The sequence below is a fragment of the Halomonas sp. AOP27-A1-41 genome (assembly GCF_052378605.1).
Lineage (GTDB): Bacteria > Pseudomonadota > Gammaproteobacteria > Pseudomonadales > Halomonadaceae > Vreelandella > Vreelandella citrativorans.
Map to the genome: position 1 here is coordinate 1 of NZ_JBQSXT010000039.1, position 15,584 is coordinate 15,584.

Below are 15,584 nucleotides of genomic sequence, written 5' to 3' on the forward strand. Positions count from 1 at the left end.
ATCGCCTTGGTAAAAACGCCACGCGCTGAGAATCAAGATCGCTGTTAGCAGCAGTTTTAACAAACCACGGACCTGTTGGTCTTTCCACAGTGCGCTGCGAGAAGTGCGAATAAAGCGAATATACAAGACAAAGGGAAGTGCTCCACTGAGCATGAAAAAGCTACCCATCCATAGCAGCCACGGCTGCTCAGCGTAGGCACCAAACGAGGCGTCAGAGTTAGCAAAGCCACCGGTCGCCAGTGATGTCATTCCGTGAACCACTGCATCTAGTGGCAGCATTCCACCGATCCAGTAGCTCAGCATGGCCAGTAGTGTCAGCCCCACATAGATACTTAGCGTCGCTTTAGCAATGCCGCCCGTGCGGGGCATTACTTTATCGGACCAATCCGATGATTCGGTGTGGAATAGCCGCATGCCGCCTACTTTAAGAAACGGCAGAATGGCGATGCCCATGACGATAATGCCGATACCGCCCATCCACTGCATTAAGCCCCGCCACAGCTTTAGGCCGTCGGATAACTCTTCGATCCCAGATAATATGGTTGACCCGGTGGTGGTAATCGCGGAGACCGACTCAAAGACTGCATTAGTGACGCTAAGTTGGGGCGCACCTAAAATAAGCGGAAGGCTGGCAAAACAGCTAATGCTGGTCCAACTGCCCGCCGTCAATATAAACATTTGCCAGGGCTTCAGCTCCAGCGATACTCGGCGGGTTAGCAACCAAGTAATAAGCGTAGCGCTCAGAATAATGAGAAGCGACATTCCGAACGCAGGAGCGTCAGGATCTTTTTCAATAACGAGAACAATCCAAGGCAGTGTCATAAACATGGCAAGTACTAACCATAATACTGCCATGATTTTAAAGATTTGTGCCCAATTGCGGTAAGCGTCTCGATAGTAAATTCCGCTGGGAAAGATGGTCATAGATCCGCTCTTAAATTGCCCTAATGTTTATCGCGATATAACACCATGGCAACCACAAAAAGTCCGTAAAAATTCTCTAAAAAATTACTTAAGTGATGAACTCAGTGATGAAAAAACCGGCCCTATCAATAGAGCCGGTGACGAGCAAGGTGCTCAAGCGAGGAAGCGGGAGTGGTGTACTGAGTAGTTAAATCCAGGAATTTAGCCTTTGACGCCCCCAGCGGTTAATCCGCCAATAATCCAGCGCTGACAGATCAAGAACGCGACGGTAATGGGCAGGCCGGAAAGCACTGCAGCGGCGGCAAAGTTACCCCAGCGCTGGTTGTGGTCGGCAAGGTATTGTTGAGCACCTACCGCCAGGGTGAGCTTGTGCTCATCTACCAGCAGAACTGAGGCCATGGGGTACTCCATGATGCTCATCACAAAAGCCAGAATGAAAACCACCATCAAAATGGGAATCGACAGCGGCAGCAGAATGTAGCGGAACGCTTGCCAAGTGCTAGCACCATCGACCATAGCCGCTTCTTCCAGCGAGCCATCAATCGACTCAAAGTAGCCTTTAATGGTCCAGATATGCAGCGCGACTGCGCCCAGTGATGCCACGATCAACGCGCCGTGGGTGTTGATGCCTAACCAGCCAACAAACTGCCCCAGTCGATCAAACAGGGCGTAGAGCGCCACAAGCGACAGTACGGCTGGGAACATCTGGAAAATCAGCATACCTTTCAAAAGCGGTTCTTTGCCTTTAAAGCGCATGCGTGCGAAGGCGTAAGCGCTCGTCGTCGCTAACATTAGAATCAGCACCGAAGAAACTACTGCCACTTTTATTGAGTTCCAAAGCCACAACAGCACAGGGAAGGGTGGCTGTACAATACTGCCATCTGGGCGTTCCCAGGGAATTCCCAGTGCTAGTGACCAGTGTTCCAACGAGAAATTATTGGGAATTAAGCTGCCAGAGGCAAAGTTACCCTCCCGAAATGAGATTGAAATCACCAACAGTAGCGGGAAGACAATCAGCGAAACAAAGCAGATCAGTGCAAGGTGAGCGCCCAAGCGGCGCGCGCCCACAGAACGCGGTTGAACCATGGCCATGAGTAACCTCCTAAACCTTAACCTTGGAAAGGCGCAAATTAAGCAACGACATACCCGCGACCAAGAGGAAAATGAGCGTTGCGATGGCGGCTGCCAGCCCAAAGTTCTGTCCAGCATCCTGGAAGGCAATGCGGTAGGTGTAGCTGACCAATAGATCGGTGGTGCCTGCTGGGGTGCTGGCGCCCAAAATGTCGGGGTTGCCGCCCGTTAATAGCGCAATTAGCACAAAGTTATTGAAGTTAAATGCAAAGGCGGCAATCAATAGTGGTGTTAGCGGTTTAATGATCAGCGGCAGGGTAATCTTGAACAGGTTGGTAATAGGGCCTCCGCCATCTACCGCCGAGGCTTCGTAGAGATCTTGGGGGATGGCTTGGATTAGCCCCATGCATAGCAGCAACATATAGGGGTAGCCCAACCACGTATTAACAATCAGCAGCATGGAACGCGCTAACCACGGGTCGGTAAACCACTCTGGGCGAACACCAAACAGCGTGTCCAGAATCATGTTTACTTCACCGAAGTGTTGGTTAAACATGCCTTTAAAAATCAGGATGGAGATAAAGGCGGGCACGGCGTAGGGCAGAATTAACAGCGTGCGATAAACGGCTTTGCCCTTGAGTTGGTCCCACTGCAACAGTGACGCCAGCACAAAGCCAACGGCCAGGGTGAAGACCACCGTCAGTGCGGCAAACACAAAGGTCCACACAAAAATTTGCATGAACGGGCCGCGAATGTCGGGATCGGTGAATATCTTCGTATAGTTGGTAAACCCTACATTGATTGGCCATCCCGGCGTGATGCTTTCACCGTTATCAGCGACAAAAAATCCGATAGCGGGGTCGGGGGTAAGAACGCGGTCATCGCGGCGATCATAAAGCGAGCCGTCTTCACGAGCTTCATAGCGATCTACCATAGGGGCAAACTGGCGTAACCCTGCCATACGCAGCTCCGCGCCATCCGGTGTCAGCAGCCTAAGCCCTTGCAGAGAATCACGTGCCTGGATAATAGCGCGCATTCCCAGTGGCTCTTGGGCAGGCGAAGCGTCTACTGCCTGAATGCCTATTTGGCGGGTTTCATGGTTGGCGAAGTTGAGCGGTGAAGAAACGAAACGCTGGGTCGTGTCTGCCTCACTGTTTTCCAGGTATAAGCGGACAAGCTCACCTTCTTGGTAAAGCGTTAGCTCAAACGCGTTGCCTTCCTGTTGATAGGTTTGGCTCATCAGCTGGCCGTGCACGCGCTCTTCCGATAGCAGGTTGCTTGAGCTGTAATTACTAAAGCTAATGCCGATGGTGTAAAGCAGCGGAAAAATAACAAATACGCCGAGCCCCGCCACGGCAGGAAAAATATACCGGTGGCTCATTAACGTACGTTTGGTAAACACCACGCCTAGCGAGGCGCCCAGCACTAGAAAGAGCAGCGCAAACATCCACTGGCCGTTAAGGTGGAAGGCGACTACCAGCCATAACAGCGCGATTACCAAGGTGGCAATGACGCAGCGAAGTGCCCAGCGGGTGTAGCGTTCGGTGAGATGGCGAGAACGGTGGCGGGGAAGGCCACGAGAGGCGTTAGTGGTATACATAGTGACATCCTGAAAGCTGCCCGGTGGCATTGGCTACCGGGCAGAAGGGCAGAAAAAGCTTACTGGCGCATACGCCGCGCAGCGGCATCCAGCGCTTCTTGGGGCGATTGGCGTCCACTGCCGATGTTTTGAAGGGCGGGCTCCATGGCTGCCCAGAAAGCACCCATTTCAGGAATATTTGGCATGGGCATACCGACTTCAGCATTTTCAAGCGTCGCGGCAATGTTAGGGTTATCAGCAAGTTCAGCCTGATAATCGATATGGGCGACCGCTCCCAGTGACCCGTCGCTGTTGAATGTGTGCATGCCCTCTTCGCTAAGCAGGTAGTTTTCTAAAAACTCCACGGCGAGAAAATCATTGGGTGTGGCGGAGTTAATCATTGCCGTCATCACGCCAAACATGGGTTTAGCACGTTCATCACCCACTTTCGGCAGTAGCGCGACGCCGTAGTCAATTCCGCTACGCTCAAGGTTCGGCCAGGCCCATGGGCCGCTAATCATGGTAGCCACTTCGCCCTGGTTAAAGCGGGTATCCATCAAGTTGTAATCAGTGCCTCGGGGTAATACATCACTTTCAATTAGCTCAACCAACAGTTCTGCCCCTTGTAGGGCACCTTCGTTGTTAACGCCTATATCGCTGACGTCATAGCCGCTGTCAGTCTGCTTGAAAGGGTAGCCGCCGTTGGCCGCTAGTAAGGTCCAACCGTAATACGGCTCGCTGTAATCAAATAAGATGGCCTTTTTGCCGTCTTGAGAGAGCGTTTCGTCAAGCTTCATCAGCCCGGCAAAACTTTCTGGCGGTATTTCTACCAGGGCTTTGTTGTAAATGAGGCCCAGTGACTCTACCGATATCGGGTAGCCGTAGGTTTCACCATTCCACAGCGCAGCTTCCCAGGTGAAGTCGTAAAACGCCTCACGGAAGCTGTCACTTGGGGCGACTTGTTTCAATAAACCACTTTGTGCCCACTCACCCATGCGGTCGTGAGCCCAGATGACGATGTCTGGCCCTTGGCCACTTCCCGCCGCCTGCTGAAAGCGGTCGGTAAGGTTATCGGGAAATACCACCTCAACTTCGATGCCTGTTTCTTCACGAAACTGCTCGGCAACCTCACGAATGCCTTCTTGACCTTTATTATCACCCATCCAGATAGTCAGGCGATCGTCCTCAAACGCAACGGCGGGAAGGGCGACACTGGCAGCCAGCGTCGCGGTTAGAAGCGGCATCATGATGGGGCGAGACGTAGCCATAATGTAAATACCTCATTGTTGTTGTCGTAGAGTGCTGCGAGCATATTGATGAGCAGCGCTTTAGTCAGTGCCAGCGTCGCCAATTACGCGCAACGTCACCTCATCCTCAGGGGGCGTAGCGATGGCGTATCCAAGGGGCGTAGAGTGGAATAAAAGGTAACAATAAAGCGGTATAACGTTGGGTGTCTGCATCGGTGCTGATCAGAGATGGCACTGCTCAAAGAGAAACGTAAATAACGTTAAAAGACGTAAATGGGGAGGCAATACTATTTTTTGTAGTAAAATTACATGTAATGTTGCGTATAATGCCCGATATCAGATAAATTTTAGGTAATCTAACTACATTAGATCATCTAATTATAAATAGGAGCTGAGATGAGCCAGTCACAATCCCCGCTGGGCGATCAGAAGCACGCTATTGATTTAGCGCTGTTTGGGGCGCTGGGCGATCTTGCAATGCGCAAGCTGTTTCCTGCGCTTTATCACCTTGACCGTGAGGGCTTAATGCCCGAAAGCACGCGGATTATGGGGCTGGCACGTCAAACGCATGACACCGCTGCGTTTCGCCAGTTGGTAAATGGTGCGCTGCAAAAGCGGCTGAAAAAAGATGAGCAGGATAAAGAAAGTCTCGAGCGTTTTCTAAATCGGCTTGACTATTGTCAGCTGGATTTCAAAAAAGCTGAGGGATTTGAGCAAGTACGTGAATGGCGCGAAGGCTCCGATCGCCCCATGGTGGTTTATTTATCCGTTGGCGCAATGATCTACGGTGATATTTGCCGCAACCTTGAGGCGAGTGGCAGTCTGGATGAGCAAACGCGGGTCATCGTTGAGAAGCCCATCGGCTACGATTTGGTGTCATCAGAAGAAGTTAACGACGCTATTGGGGCCGTTTTTCCTGAGTCGCGTATTTACCGTATTGACCACTATTTGGGTAAAGAAACGGTACAGAACCTGATTGCGCTGCGCTTTGCTAACCCGCTATTCGGGACACAATGGAATCAGAACCACATTTCCCATGTGGAAATTACCGTCGCAGAAAAGGTCGGCATTGAAGGGCGCTGGGGTTACTTCGATGATGCCGGACAGCTTCGCGATATGGTGCAAAACCACTTGCTCCAGTTGCTATGCTTGATTGCCATGGATCCACCTTCCAATCTGGATGCTGACGCGATTCGTGATGAGAAAGTAAAAGTGCTTAAAGCCTTAAAGCCGTTTACCGGTGAAGCACTGGGGCGTGATGTAGTACGTGGACGATACACTGCGGGCACTAACGATGGACAGCCGGTACCGGGCTACCTGGAAGAAGATGGAGCGAATACCCAGAGCCAGACCGAAACCTTTGTGGCAATGAAAACCGAGGTTTCTAATTGGCGCTGGGCGGGTGTGCCGTTCTACCTGCGTACCGGTAAGCGCATGCCTGAAAAACTGTCCCAAATTGTGATCCACTTCCGCCAGCAGCCGCACTATATTTTTGATCCTGATCAGCGGGGGATTGCGTCTAACAAGCTGATCATTCGCCTGCAGCCAGATGAAGGGATCGCGCTTCAGGTGCTCACCAAAGACAGCGGTTTGGATAAAGGCATGCGCCTGCGTCCTGGTCCGTTGCACCTGGACTTTAACAGCGCGTTCCCCAAATCACGTATCCCAGATGCCTATGAGCGCTTACTACTGGAAGTCATGAAAGGCCAACAGTATCTGTTCGTGCGTCGTGACGAAGTTGAGCACGCCTGGCGCTGGTGCGACCAGCTTATCGATGGTTGGAAAGCCCGCGAAACCCCACCACGCCGTTACCCAGCAGGCTCTTGGGGGCCGGTTGCCTCCATCGCCATGATTACCCAAGATGGCCGCAGTTGGTACGAGGATTATTAATATGAGCGAAGCACGTCAGGCGCTAGCACAACAGCTGGCAGAAGCGGTCTTCCAGGCATTGACCGAAGATTTGAATCGCCAAGAGCGCGCGCTACTAGTCGTCTCGGGTGGCTCTACGCCGGTGCCTTTTTTTAAAGCGCTGGCAGCCAAACCGCTGCCTTGGGAGCGCATTGATATCACGTTGGCCGACGAACGCTGGGTAGGTGAGGAAAGTAGTGATAGCAATGCCAAGCTGGTGCGCGAAAACCTGCTTCAAGGAGCGGCTGCGAACGCCAACTTCGTACCGCTAACCTCAGATGCCTCGACGCCGGAGGAAGGGGTTGAAGAGGTTGCCACACGCACGGCATCTCTGCCTTGGCCCGCCAGCGTTGTGATCTTGGGAATGGGCGGCGATGGTCATACGGCATCGCTATTCCCCGACAGCCTAGAGCTAGGTTTAGCGCTCTCTACTGATGAGCCGCTTGTCGCGGTACGCACGCCTAGTCAGCCGCAGCCGCGTATTACTTTCTCGGCAGATCGCCTGCATCAGGCGCATCGACATATTTTACATATTACTGGCGATGATAAGCGCAGCGTATTGGCGAACGCCATGAATGGTGATGATGTCCGTAAGCTGCCGATTCGCGCGTTTTTATCTTGCCCGTTAGCGATCTATTGGGCGCCGTAATGCCTGGGCTTTCGCCAATAAAACGTTCGCCAGTAAAAATTGCTTGGAGACTCACTGATGACAATCGATAAACAGCTACCCTCAACGCGCACTGCCGAGCTTGACAGCATCTGCTTAAAGGCTGAGGTCATTCCGGTGATTACCATTGAGCGTCTTGAAGATGCGGTACCGCTAGGTCGCGCCTTGGTGGAAGGTGGCTTAAGCGTGCTGGAAATTACCTTGCGTACTGACTGCGCGCTGGAAGCAATTAAACGCATGAAAGAAGCGCTGCCAGGAGCCAGCATCGGTGTAGGTACTGTGTTAACGCCCGCGTAATACCGCCAAGCTGAACAGGTGGGGGCGGATTTTGTGGTGACACCCGGCGCGACAGAAGCGCTTTATCGCTATGGCGTAGAGAGCCCAGTACCGATGTTGCCCGGCGTATCAACGATTTCTGAGTTGATGACAGGCTGGCAATACGGCTATCGCCGCTTCAAGTTTTTCCCGGCTGAGTCCAGTGGTGGTGCCAACGCCATTAAAGCCTTTGGTGCGCCGATCCCCGAAGCGCGTTTTTGCCCAACCGGCGGTATCACGGTCGATAACGCTGAAACCTACCTTTCACTACCCAATGTTATGTGTGTAGGCGGTTCCTGGTTAACGCCTAAAGCAATGGTAGAAGCGAAAGATTGGGACGGTATTCGCGAGCTGGCCCGTCAGGCCGCTGAGCGTTTTCACCACTAAAGAATACGATGTAAATCGACACGAGCACTCTCGTTACTTGCCTCACTGATATCGGGTCGTGTGGGTAAGTCATTTGCCCGAGCATATTGCCATGCTCGGGCTTTTTTGTGCGCTCCATCTAACGGCGTAGAGCAGAGAAGAAAAAAGCGTGTTAGCCTCAACTTAATCGATTAAGTAAGGGTTTTTAACATTGAATCTCGTCAAATTTACTCCTCTCAGGCCAACGCTGCATTTTACGCCGCCTACCGGCTGGATGAATGATCCCAACGGGCTTGTGTATTTCGAAGGAGAGTATCATCTCTTTTATCAATACCATCCCCATGACACGGTATGGGGGCCAATGCACTGGGGGCATGCAGTGAGCACCGATCTCTGCCATTGGGAACACTTACCTATTGCGCTGGCGCCAGATGCCCAAGGCGCGTGTTTTTCAGGTAGTGCCATCGTGGATGAGCATGATGTGACGGGTCTGTTTGACGGCCAGTCGGGGCTGCTGGCGTTTTATACCTGCCACCGAGTACTTTCCGATGACCCTGAAGATTATGAGCAGTCACAGTGTTTGGCTTATAGCCACGACATGGGGCGTACTTGGCATCAGTACGCTAATAACCCGGTGCTTCCCGCGCCAGGGTTTAAAGATTTTCGCGACCCAAAAGTGTTGTGGCATGCCGCTACCCAGCGTTGGGTAATGGCGCTGGCCTGTGGGCAGGAAATTCATTTTTACACCTCGGAAAACTTATTGCACTGGCAGTTTGCCAGTGCGTTTGGCGAGGGCCATGGGGCGCATACTCAACACCCCTGGGAATGCCCCGATTTGTTCGAACTACCTGTGGAAGGCGCTAAAAATGGCCAGGCGACTAGCCGCTGGGTATTAATCGTGGGCATTGGTGCTACGCCAGATAATGCCTTTGGCTCGTTCACACAATATTTTGTGGGCGAATTTGACGGGCAGCGCTTTACTAACGACCACTCGCCTGATGACGTCATGATGATGGACGAAGGGCGTGATTTTTACGCCGTGCAGAGCTGGTCGAATACCCCGGGGCGTTGTTTAGCCGTGGCTTGGCTGAATAATTGGCAGTATGCCAATCATGCGCCTGAAGCTGGCTGGCGGGGGATGATGAGCCTGCCCAGAGCGTTAACCCTGCGTGCGACATCGAGTGGCATTCAGCTTTGCCAGCGTATCGCCAGTGAGTGCCATGAGGCGCTGACAGCTGTACCGCATATTATCTCGCCACAGGCGATGCCGGGGGGTGAGCAATATAGTGTCTTAACCTCGTTGCCGTTGGTAAGTCGTGGTTTGCTTGAACTGACCTTAACGCCTGGCAGCCGAGTAGCGTTGTCGCTTCAGCAGGGAGATCATCAACAGCTTACGCTTGAAGCGGGAGAAGCGGACGTTGCACTTCGCTACACGCGTAACGGCGTGAACGGACAAGCAGCTTTCGACAACCATTTCGCCTGTGACCATGCAGCGGGCAGCGTTGATGGTCTAACGATCACAATAGAGTGGTGGTGTGATCATGGCTCGCTGGAGGTCCTGATTAACGGCGCGACGCAGCAACGAGTAATTTCCCAGGTTAGCTTTACAAGTCTAACGACAGGCTCGATTGATGTGCACGTCTTGGAAGGCAGCGCAGAGTTGCTCGGTGGCAGTGTAACAACGAGTAAAGAAGCGGTAGCGCAAGAGAAGGTAGCCAATTCTTGCACTTATTAGCGCGCTAGTAGGATGTAGAGTGTAAATGGGATTTAGCGTGTTAGTGGGACTTAGCGTGTAATTACATGGTTAAGGGCGTGCTGTTGCACGCCCTTTTTCACAACAGACGTTACGTATTTCTTAGCGCTTCAATATCACTATGGGTCGGTAGTGCGGCGTAGGCGCCTGGGCGGGTCACTGCGTGAGCACCACAGCGGCAAGCAATATCCACCGCGCGGGTTAGAAAGGCACTGTCCTGGTACCAGTTCTCATCAATTCCGTGCCGTGATAACTCAGCCAGCAGGCCGCCAATAAACGCATCACCGCCAGCGGTTGTGTCAACAGCGGTCACCTGGGGCGGCGTGATGGTGTGGTCAAGGCCAACACCTCTCAGCACCACGTTGTTAGGGCCGTCAGTGATTAAAATTACTTTTACCCCAGCGGCTAGTCGCTGAGATAGCCACGCTTCCTGAGAGTGCCCGCCACGAAGATAATCAAGCTCATCTAGTGAGACTTTAACGAGATCGGCGTTATCCAATAGCTCGGTTACCAGCCAGAGGTCGGCTGACCCTTCGGTCCACAGGTTGTGGCGGAGGTTGGCATCCACGCTGACTAAACAGCCTGCGCGCTTTGCCATAGCGGCAATCGCTAAGGTGGTGTCGGCAATCTCAGGGTCAGTCAAACTGTTGCTGCATAAGTGAACAATGGCCGGTTGTTCAAACACGCCGTAGGGCAAGTGCTCTAGGCGATAAAGCAGATCGGCCGCCGGTGGGCGATAAAAATCAAACGTGCGCTCGCCGCTACTGTCCCGGGAAACAAACGCCAGCGCAGTGCGTGCTTCTTTGGTCAACACCACGCCCTGAGTATCCACACCATGGCTTTTTAGCTCACGAATCAAGAAGTGGCCAAACGTATCGTCACCCACCATGCCTAAAAACTGGCTGGGTACATTAAGTCGGGCACAGGCAACCGCGACGTTAGCAGGCGCGCCGCCCGCGTAAGGCGTGAAGGTTTCTTGGCCAGTGTCATCGCCGACAACATATCAACCAAGGCTTCACCGAAAGCAATCACCGGCGTCATAAGTCATTCCTTGTCATTATATTATTAATTGATGAAGGGATTACGCGACGCAGTGGCCTCGCGCGGCCTCTAACAGCTCGTACCATGTCTCTCTTGATAGCGTCTCAGGCCCGTCGAGCATGTCAGCAATACGCTCAGGTTTTACACTGCCGACAACGGGAATCGGACGGCTAGGCAGTGTCCGCAGCCAAGCCAGCCCTAACGCGTTAGGAGTGCAGTTTTGCTCTTGGGCTACGCGGTTAAGCACGTTACCGACGTCGCCTTGCATGAGTGTGCCGCCTGCTAGCGGTGACCAGGCCATCGGCGCATGGCCGTCGGCGCAAAGATCATCAAAGCTGCCATCAAACAGGGGGGCGTTATGGCTAATGGAAAGCTCGATTTGGTTGGCTCGTAAAGGGTGGTGCATGGCGTTTTGCAGTCTGCGCCACTGGCTTGGCAAATGGTTAGAAATGCCCGCAGCGCCAATTTTGCCTGCGTCGATAGCGTCATCCAGGGCACGCCCAGTCGCTTCTGCGTTCATTAATAAGTCAGGTCGATGAATTAAAAAGTGATCTAGCCGTTCGACGTCCAAGCGATCTAGTGCGGCATCAATCGCCTTATTCAAATAGGCAGGGCTGGCGTTATAGTGCTTTATCTTGCCAGAGCCGTGGGCTGGGTTATCGTTGGCGATGCTCGCTTTGGTCACCACCTTAAGCTGTTTTGCCAACCCAGGACGCGTACGCAGCGCTTGACCAAATAGCGTCTCGCAAGCACCGCTGCCATAAATGTCGGCATGGTCGAACCAGTGCAACCCCTGCTCGATACGGGCTTCGATCCAGTCGGCAAGGTGATTCGCTTGGTGCATCTCTGGTGCTTCATGCAGGCGCATCATGCCGAGAGCAAAGGGCGCATCGAAAGTGTGAGCAGGCATGGACGTTCCTAATAAGTTAAAAGACTTCTTCGTTATGCAGCGCTTCGGCGGCTCCGAGCAGCCCTGTCCACGGGTGAGTAACAATCCACACGGGAATATCGGCGTTATAGGCGCCCATCCGGCCTTTGTTCACAAAGCTATCACGCAGCTCGGATTTAGGTAGCCACTCCAGCAGGCGCGGTAAGATTCCGCCGCATAGATAAACGCCCCCCCTGGCTCCCATTGTTAGGGTCGCGTCGCCGCATACATCGCCGAGGATTTTTAAAAAGCGCAGCAGGGTGGCGGTGGCGATAGAGTCACCCTGATTGGCGGCTTGGGTAACCTCGGCTGGCGTCGTGTAGCTAGGCGTTTGCTCGTTCAGAGCACAATGGGCCTGATACAGCTCTAGTAGGCCCTGGCCGCATAAAATGCGCTCCACGCTGACCCGTTGGTAGCGCTGTAGAAAAACATCCAGCAGCGCCCGCTCGGTGGTGTCAGTGGGAGCAAACGTGACGTGGCCGCCCTCGGTGGGCAGTGGTATCCAAGCATGTTGGCCGGGAAAAACGCCAGCAACGCCCAGGCCTGTACCGGGGCCAATTACCAAGCGGGTAGAGTGAGACTGAGCCACACCTGCTTGCACTTCCACCAGGTTGTCGGTGTCCACATGGGGCACGCCCAGTGCCTGTGCGGTAAAATCATTAATCACTTTGAACAGTGATAGGTTCAGCGTCTGCTGAACATCGCTTTTCATAAAATCCCAGTGATTATTGGTCATCTTGACTCGCTCGGCGTGAACCGGGCAGGCAAATGCCAAACAGGCTTCCATTGGTGCATTGTCACCGGTAGCTCCCACGCGCTCCAGGTAGTCCTGAATCGCGTCGATAACCCCAAGGTAATCCGCGCAGGGAAGATTAATAATATCGTGCGGCGTCACTTTGCCTGGCGTGACGAGCGCCAGGCGTGCATTGGTACCGCCAATATCACCAATTAAGGCTGGTCGCATCAGGCATCCTCTTGAAGAATCTGGTCCTGTTGACGAGCGAGGTCGTCGGCTTCAAAGCCGCCCAGTGAGCCTGCCCCTTCTTCACCCCGCATGGCCAAGTGGCGGAAGCCGCTAAACAGTTCACGGCCGAGGCCGACGTGATAGTGATCCAAATTCGCCACTACGCGCTCGCGATCTGCCCAGGTAGCCGCCTCTACTTTGGCTTCCAGCGTGCCTGCGTTAGCGTCCAGGCGCACAATGTCGCCGTCGCGCAATTTCGATAGCGGGCCACCGTCCAAGGCTTCTGGGCTGATATGAATCGCAGCGGGCACTTTACCGGACGCGCCGGACATACGACCATCGGTTACCAGTGCCACTTTGAAGCCGCGGTCTTGCAATACGCCAAGGAACGGTGTCAGTTTGTGAAGTTCCGGCATGCCATTGGCTTTTGGCCCCTGGAAGCGCACCACGACGATCACGTCGCGATCTAAATCTCCAGACTCAAACGCAGCTTTCATTTCGTTCTGGTCTTCAAAGATTTTTACCGGCGCTTCTACCACGCGATGCTCGTCGGCAACGGCGGATACTTTGATCACGCCGCGTCCCAGGTTGCCTTTCATTACTGTTAGGCCGCCGGTAGCTGCGAAGGGCGTAGCTACTGGGCGTAAGACGTCTTCATCTAAGCTGCTTTCTGGTCCTTCGTGCCAGACCACTTTGCCATTTTCTAGGAAAGGCTCTTGTGTGTAGGCTGTCAGGTCGGTGCCGAACACCGTTGGTATATCGCCGTGCAGCAAGCCCGCGCCCAGCAGTTCTCGGAACAAGTAGCTCATGCCGCCTGCCGCCTGGAAGTGGTTAATGTCCGCTTGGCCGTTAGGGTATACCTGCATCAGGCTGGGCGTTACGGCGGAGAGGTCTGTAAAGTCGTCCCAGTTCAGCGTAATGCCCGCCGCGGCGGCCATGGCAATCAAATGCATCGTATGGTTGGTTGAGCCGCCAGATGCCAACAAACCGACTACCGCGTTGACGATGGCGCGTTCGTCAATCTGCTTATAGAAAGGGCGGTAGTTGCCGCCAGGCTCAGTGTTGCGAATCGCTTGTTCGGTCGCGTAGCGGGTCAGGGCTTCACGCATTTCCGTGCCGGGGTTCACAAACGAAGTGCCCGGCAGGTGAAGGCCCATTACTTCCATCATCAGCTGATTCGAGTTGGCAGTGCCGTAGAAGGTGCAGGTGCCAGGGCTGTGATAAGAGTCAGACTCCGCTTGCAGCAGCGCGTCGCGCCCCACTTTGCCTTCTGCGTATAGCTGGCGGATGCGTGCTTTTTCTTTGTTCGGCAGGCCGCTGGGCATCGGGCCCGCAGGTACGAACATGGCGGGTAGGTGCCCAAAGCGCGCAGCTGCGATAAACAGGCCAGGGATAATCTTGTCGCACACGCCCAGATAAAGGGCGGCATCAAACATGTTGTGTGAAAGCCCAACCGCAGCAGCCATCGCAATCACGTCGCGGGAAAACAGCGACAGTTCCATACCCGGTTGGCCTTGAGTAACTCCGTCGCACATGGCGGGTACACCACCGGCAAATTGGGCGGTTGACCCCATGGCGCTAGCAGCGGCTTTGATGGTTTCCGGGAAAGTTTCAAACGGCTGGTGGGCCGACAGCATATCGTTGTAAGAAGAAATGATCCCCAGGTTGGCGCTATTCATTAGCTTCAGGGAGTCTTTCTCTTGGGGACTACAGGCGGCAAAGCCGTGGGCTAGGTTACCGCAGGATAGCTCTGCACGGTGCACACCACGCTTATGCTGGTCCGCCATGCGTTGCTCATAGAGAGCACGCCGCTCAGCAGAGCGCTCACGAATGCGTTGGGTAACCTCAGCAACGGTAGTATTTAAAGTAGCGGATGTTGAGCTCGGCATAGAGACCTCTGCAGGGTAGAGACGGTGAGTCAAGTTTGTAGTTATTTTACATCTTTTTGTGTCGATATAAGAGACTTTACGGCAATAAAAACCATATTTGTAGTTTTATTACCCCTGGTTAATAACGACTATCGTCGTAAATGATGATGCTTTTATGAACATTACAGCTAACAGGGCAGTTCAGCCCCTGATGGGGTTGTTGCGTGCTGGAGTGTCTTAAAGCGCAAGTATAGCAGCCGCGCTTTTGCTACCATCTTGCGCAAAATGAATTTGATTGCTGCCCTGGAGTTGCTATGCATCCCGTCGTTAACCACGTCACGCCACTTGATAGCCACACTGGCGCATTGACACTTCGCTATATTGATACGCTCACCAAGCCGCCAGGCAGCCTCGGCCAGTTAGAAGCATTGGCCGTTACGCTTAGTGAGATCACTGGTGAATGTAAGCCAAGCATCACGCCACCGGCGATCATTGTCTTTGCTGCTGATCACGGTGTTGCTGAAGAGGGCGTGTCGGCCTTCCCACAAGAAGTGACGGCGCAAATGGTGGCTAACTTTACCCGTGGCGGGGCGGCAATTAATGTCTTTGCCAGGCAAATTGGTGCATAGGTTGAGGTCGTGGATGTTGGTGTTGCGTCACCGTTGGTAATGCCTGATGTGATAGATGCCAAGGTGCGCGCAGGTACCGCCAATATGGTGCTTGAAGATGCCATGAGCCGTGACGAAGCGCTAGCTGCGTTACAGGTAGGCGGCGAGGCCGTTGAACGCGCCGTTCAGGCGGGAGCGAAATGCATTATTGTTGGTGAAATGGGCATTGCTAATACCACGTCAAGCAGCGCGATGCTGGCGGCGCTGACCGGTAGGCCAGTGGCTCAGTTGGTGGGCACTGGCACCGGTATTAACAGTGCTCAGCAGGCCCATAAAGTAGCGGTG

The 15,584-nt window shown here is 53.6% G+C and carries 10 protein-coding genes and 3 pseudogenes; 5 read left to right on the forward strand and 8 right to left on the reverse strand.

Translation table 11 applies throughout. The annotated features are described in order from the left end of the window. From ACT3TC_RS16605 to malE, 4 genes are all read right to left on the reverse strand, one after another. Nucleotides 1-924, reverse strand: a 924-nt coding sequence (locus ACT3TC_RS16605) for a potassium transporter TrkG (RefSeq protein ID WP_444641037.1), incomplete at its 3' end; no start/stop codon positions are given. Nucleotides 925-1,125: 201 nt separating this feature from the next. Further along, on the reverse strand, nucleotides 1,126-2,016 hold the full coding sequence (malG, locus tag ACT3TC_RS16610) for a maltose ABC transporter permease MalG (RefSeq protein ID WP_030069051.1): 891 nt from the start codon (nucleotides 2,014-2,016) through the stop codon (nucleotides 1,126-1,128). Between the two features lie 10 nt (nucleotides 2,017-2,026). Beyond that, the gene (gene malF / locus ACT3TC_RS16615) at nucleotides 2,027-3,595 is read right to left on the reverse strand and encodes a maltose ABC transporter permease MalF (protein WP_444641040.1); all 1,569 of its coding nucleotides are present in this window, start codon (nucleotides 3,593-3,595) and stop codon (nucleotides 2,027-2,029) included. Between the two features lie 59 nt (nucleotides 3,596-3,654). Continuing rightward, nucleotides 3,655-4,842, reverse strand: a complete 1,188-nt coding sequence (gene malE, locus ACT3TC_RS16620) for a maltose/maltodextrin ABC transporter substrate-binding protein MalE (protein ID WP_444641042.1) — start codon at nucleotides 4,840-4,842, stop codon at nucleotides 3,655-3,657. A 375-nt stretch (nucleotides 4,843-5,217) separates the two neighbouring features. Here malE and zwf point away from each other — a divergent pair, with 375 nt between their 5' ends. From zwf to ACT3TC_RS16640, 4 genes and pseudogenes are all read left to right on the forward strand, one after another. Beyond that, complete coding sequence (zwf, locus tag ACT3TC_RS16625) at nucleotides 5,218-6,711, forward strand: glucose-6-phosphate dehydrogenase (RefSeq protein WP_444641044.1); 1,494 nt, start codon at nucleotides 5,218-5,220, stop codon at nucleotides 6,709-6,711. A 1-nt stretch (nucleotide 6,712) separates the two neighbouring features. After that, complete coding sequence (gene pgl / locus ACT3TC_RS16630; protein WP_083003047.1) at nucleotides 6,713-7,378, forward strand: 6-phosphogluconolactonase; 666 nt, start codon at nucleotides 6,713-6,715, stop codon at nucleotides 7,376-7,378. 57 nt (nucleotides 7,379-7,435) lie between these two features. Then, nucleotides 7,436-8,098, forward strand: a pseudogene (locus ACT3TC_RS16635) (bifunctional 4-hydroxy-2-oxoglutarate aldolase/2-dehydro-3-deoxy-phosphogluconate aldolase). A 190-nt stretch (nucleotides 8,099-8,288) separates the two neighbouring features. After that, a complete protein-coding gene (locus tag ACT3TC_RS16640; protein WP_444641046.1) occupies nucleotides 8,289-9,812 on the forward strand; it encodes a glycoside hydrolase family 32 protein in 1,524 nt (507 codons plus the stop codon). Nucleotides 9,813-9,921: 109 nt separating this feature from the next. Here the strand turns inward: ACT3TC_RS16640 and ACT3TC_RS16645 are convergent. The 4 genes and pseudogenes from ACT3TC_RS16645 to edd form a co-directional block, all read right to left on the reverse strand. Then, nucleotides 9,922-10,871: pseudogene (locus ACT3TC_RS16645) on the reverse strand (carbohydrate kinase family protein). Between the two features lie 40 nt (nucleotides 10,872-10,911). Then, a complete protein-coding gene (locus tag ACT3TC_RS16650; RefSeq protein ID WP_083003059.1) occupies nucleotides 10,912-11,781 on the reverse strand; it encodes an aldo/keto reductase in 870 nt (289 codons plus the stop codon). Between the two features lie 16 nt (nucleotides 11,782-11,797). Then, nucleotides 11,798-12,763 carry a glucokinase gene (gene glk, locus ACT3TC_RS16655; RefSeq protein WP_444641048.1) on the reverse strand — a complete coding sequence of 322 codons (966 nt, stop codon included), beginning with the start codon at nucleotides 12,761-12,763 and terminating at the stop codon, nucleotides 11,798-11,800. Next, nucleotides 12,763-14,652 (reverse strand): phosphogluconate dehydratase, encoded by a 1,890-nt coding sequence (edd, locus tag ACT3TC_RS16660; RefSeq protein WP_083003066.1) that lies wholly within the window; start codon nucleotides 14,650-14,652, stop codon nucleotides 12,763-12,765. The genes glk and edd overlap by 1 nt, the downstream gene beginning before the upstream one ends. A 293-nt stretch (nucleotides 14,653-14,945) precedes the next feature. On the opposite strand from edd, the pseudogene ACT3TC_RS16665 reads away from it, so the two are divergent. Next, a pseudogene (locus ACT3TC_RS16665) lies at nucleotides 14,946-15,584 on the forward strand (nicotinate-nucleotide--dimethylbenzimidazole phosphoribosyltransferase); the annotation flags it as partial.

What these genes read in the sequence shown, in the direction of transcription:
- malG (WP_030069051.1), bottom strand. Translation starts at nt 2,016, where the DNA reads ATGGCCATGGTTCAACCGCGTTCTGTGGGCGCGCGCCGCTTGGGCGCT.
- malF (WP_444641040.1), bottom strand. Translation starts at nt 3,595, where the DNA reads ATGTATACCACTAACGCCTCTCGTGGCCTTCCCCGCCACCGTTCTCGC.
- malE (WP_444641042.1), bottom strand. Translation starts at nt 4,842, where the DNA reads ATGGCTACGTCTCGCCCCATCATGATGCCGCTTCTAACCGCGACGCTG.
- zwf (WP_444641044.1), top strand. Translation starts at nt 5,218, where the DNA reads ATGAGCCAGTCACAATCCCCGCTGGGCGATCAGAAGCACGCTATTGAT.
- pgl (WP_083003047.1), top strand. Translation starts at nt 6,713, where the DNA reads ATGAGCGAAGCACGTCAGGCGCTAGCACAACAGCTGGCAGAAGCGGTC.
- ACT3TC_RS16650 (WP_083003059.1), bottom strand. Translation starts at nt 11,781, where the DNA reads ATGCCTGCTCACACTTTCGATGCGCCCTTTGCTCTCGGCATGATGCGC.
- glk (WP_444641048.1), bottom strand. Translation starts at nt 12,763, where the DNA reads ATGCGACCAGCCTTAATTGGTGATATTGGCGGTACCAATGCACGCCTG.
- edd (WP_083003066.1), bottom strand. Translation starts at nt 14,652, where the DNA reads ATGCCGAGCTCAACATCCGCTACTTTAAATACTACCGTTGCTGAGGTT.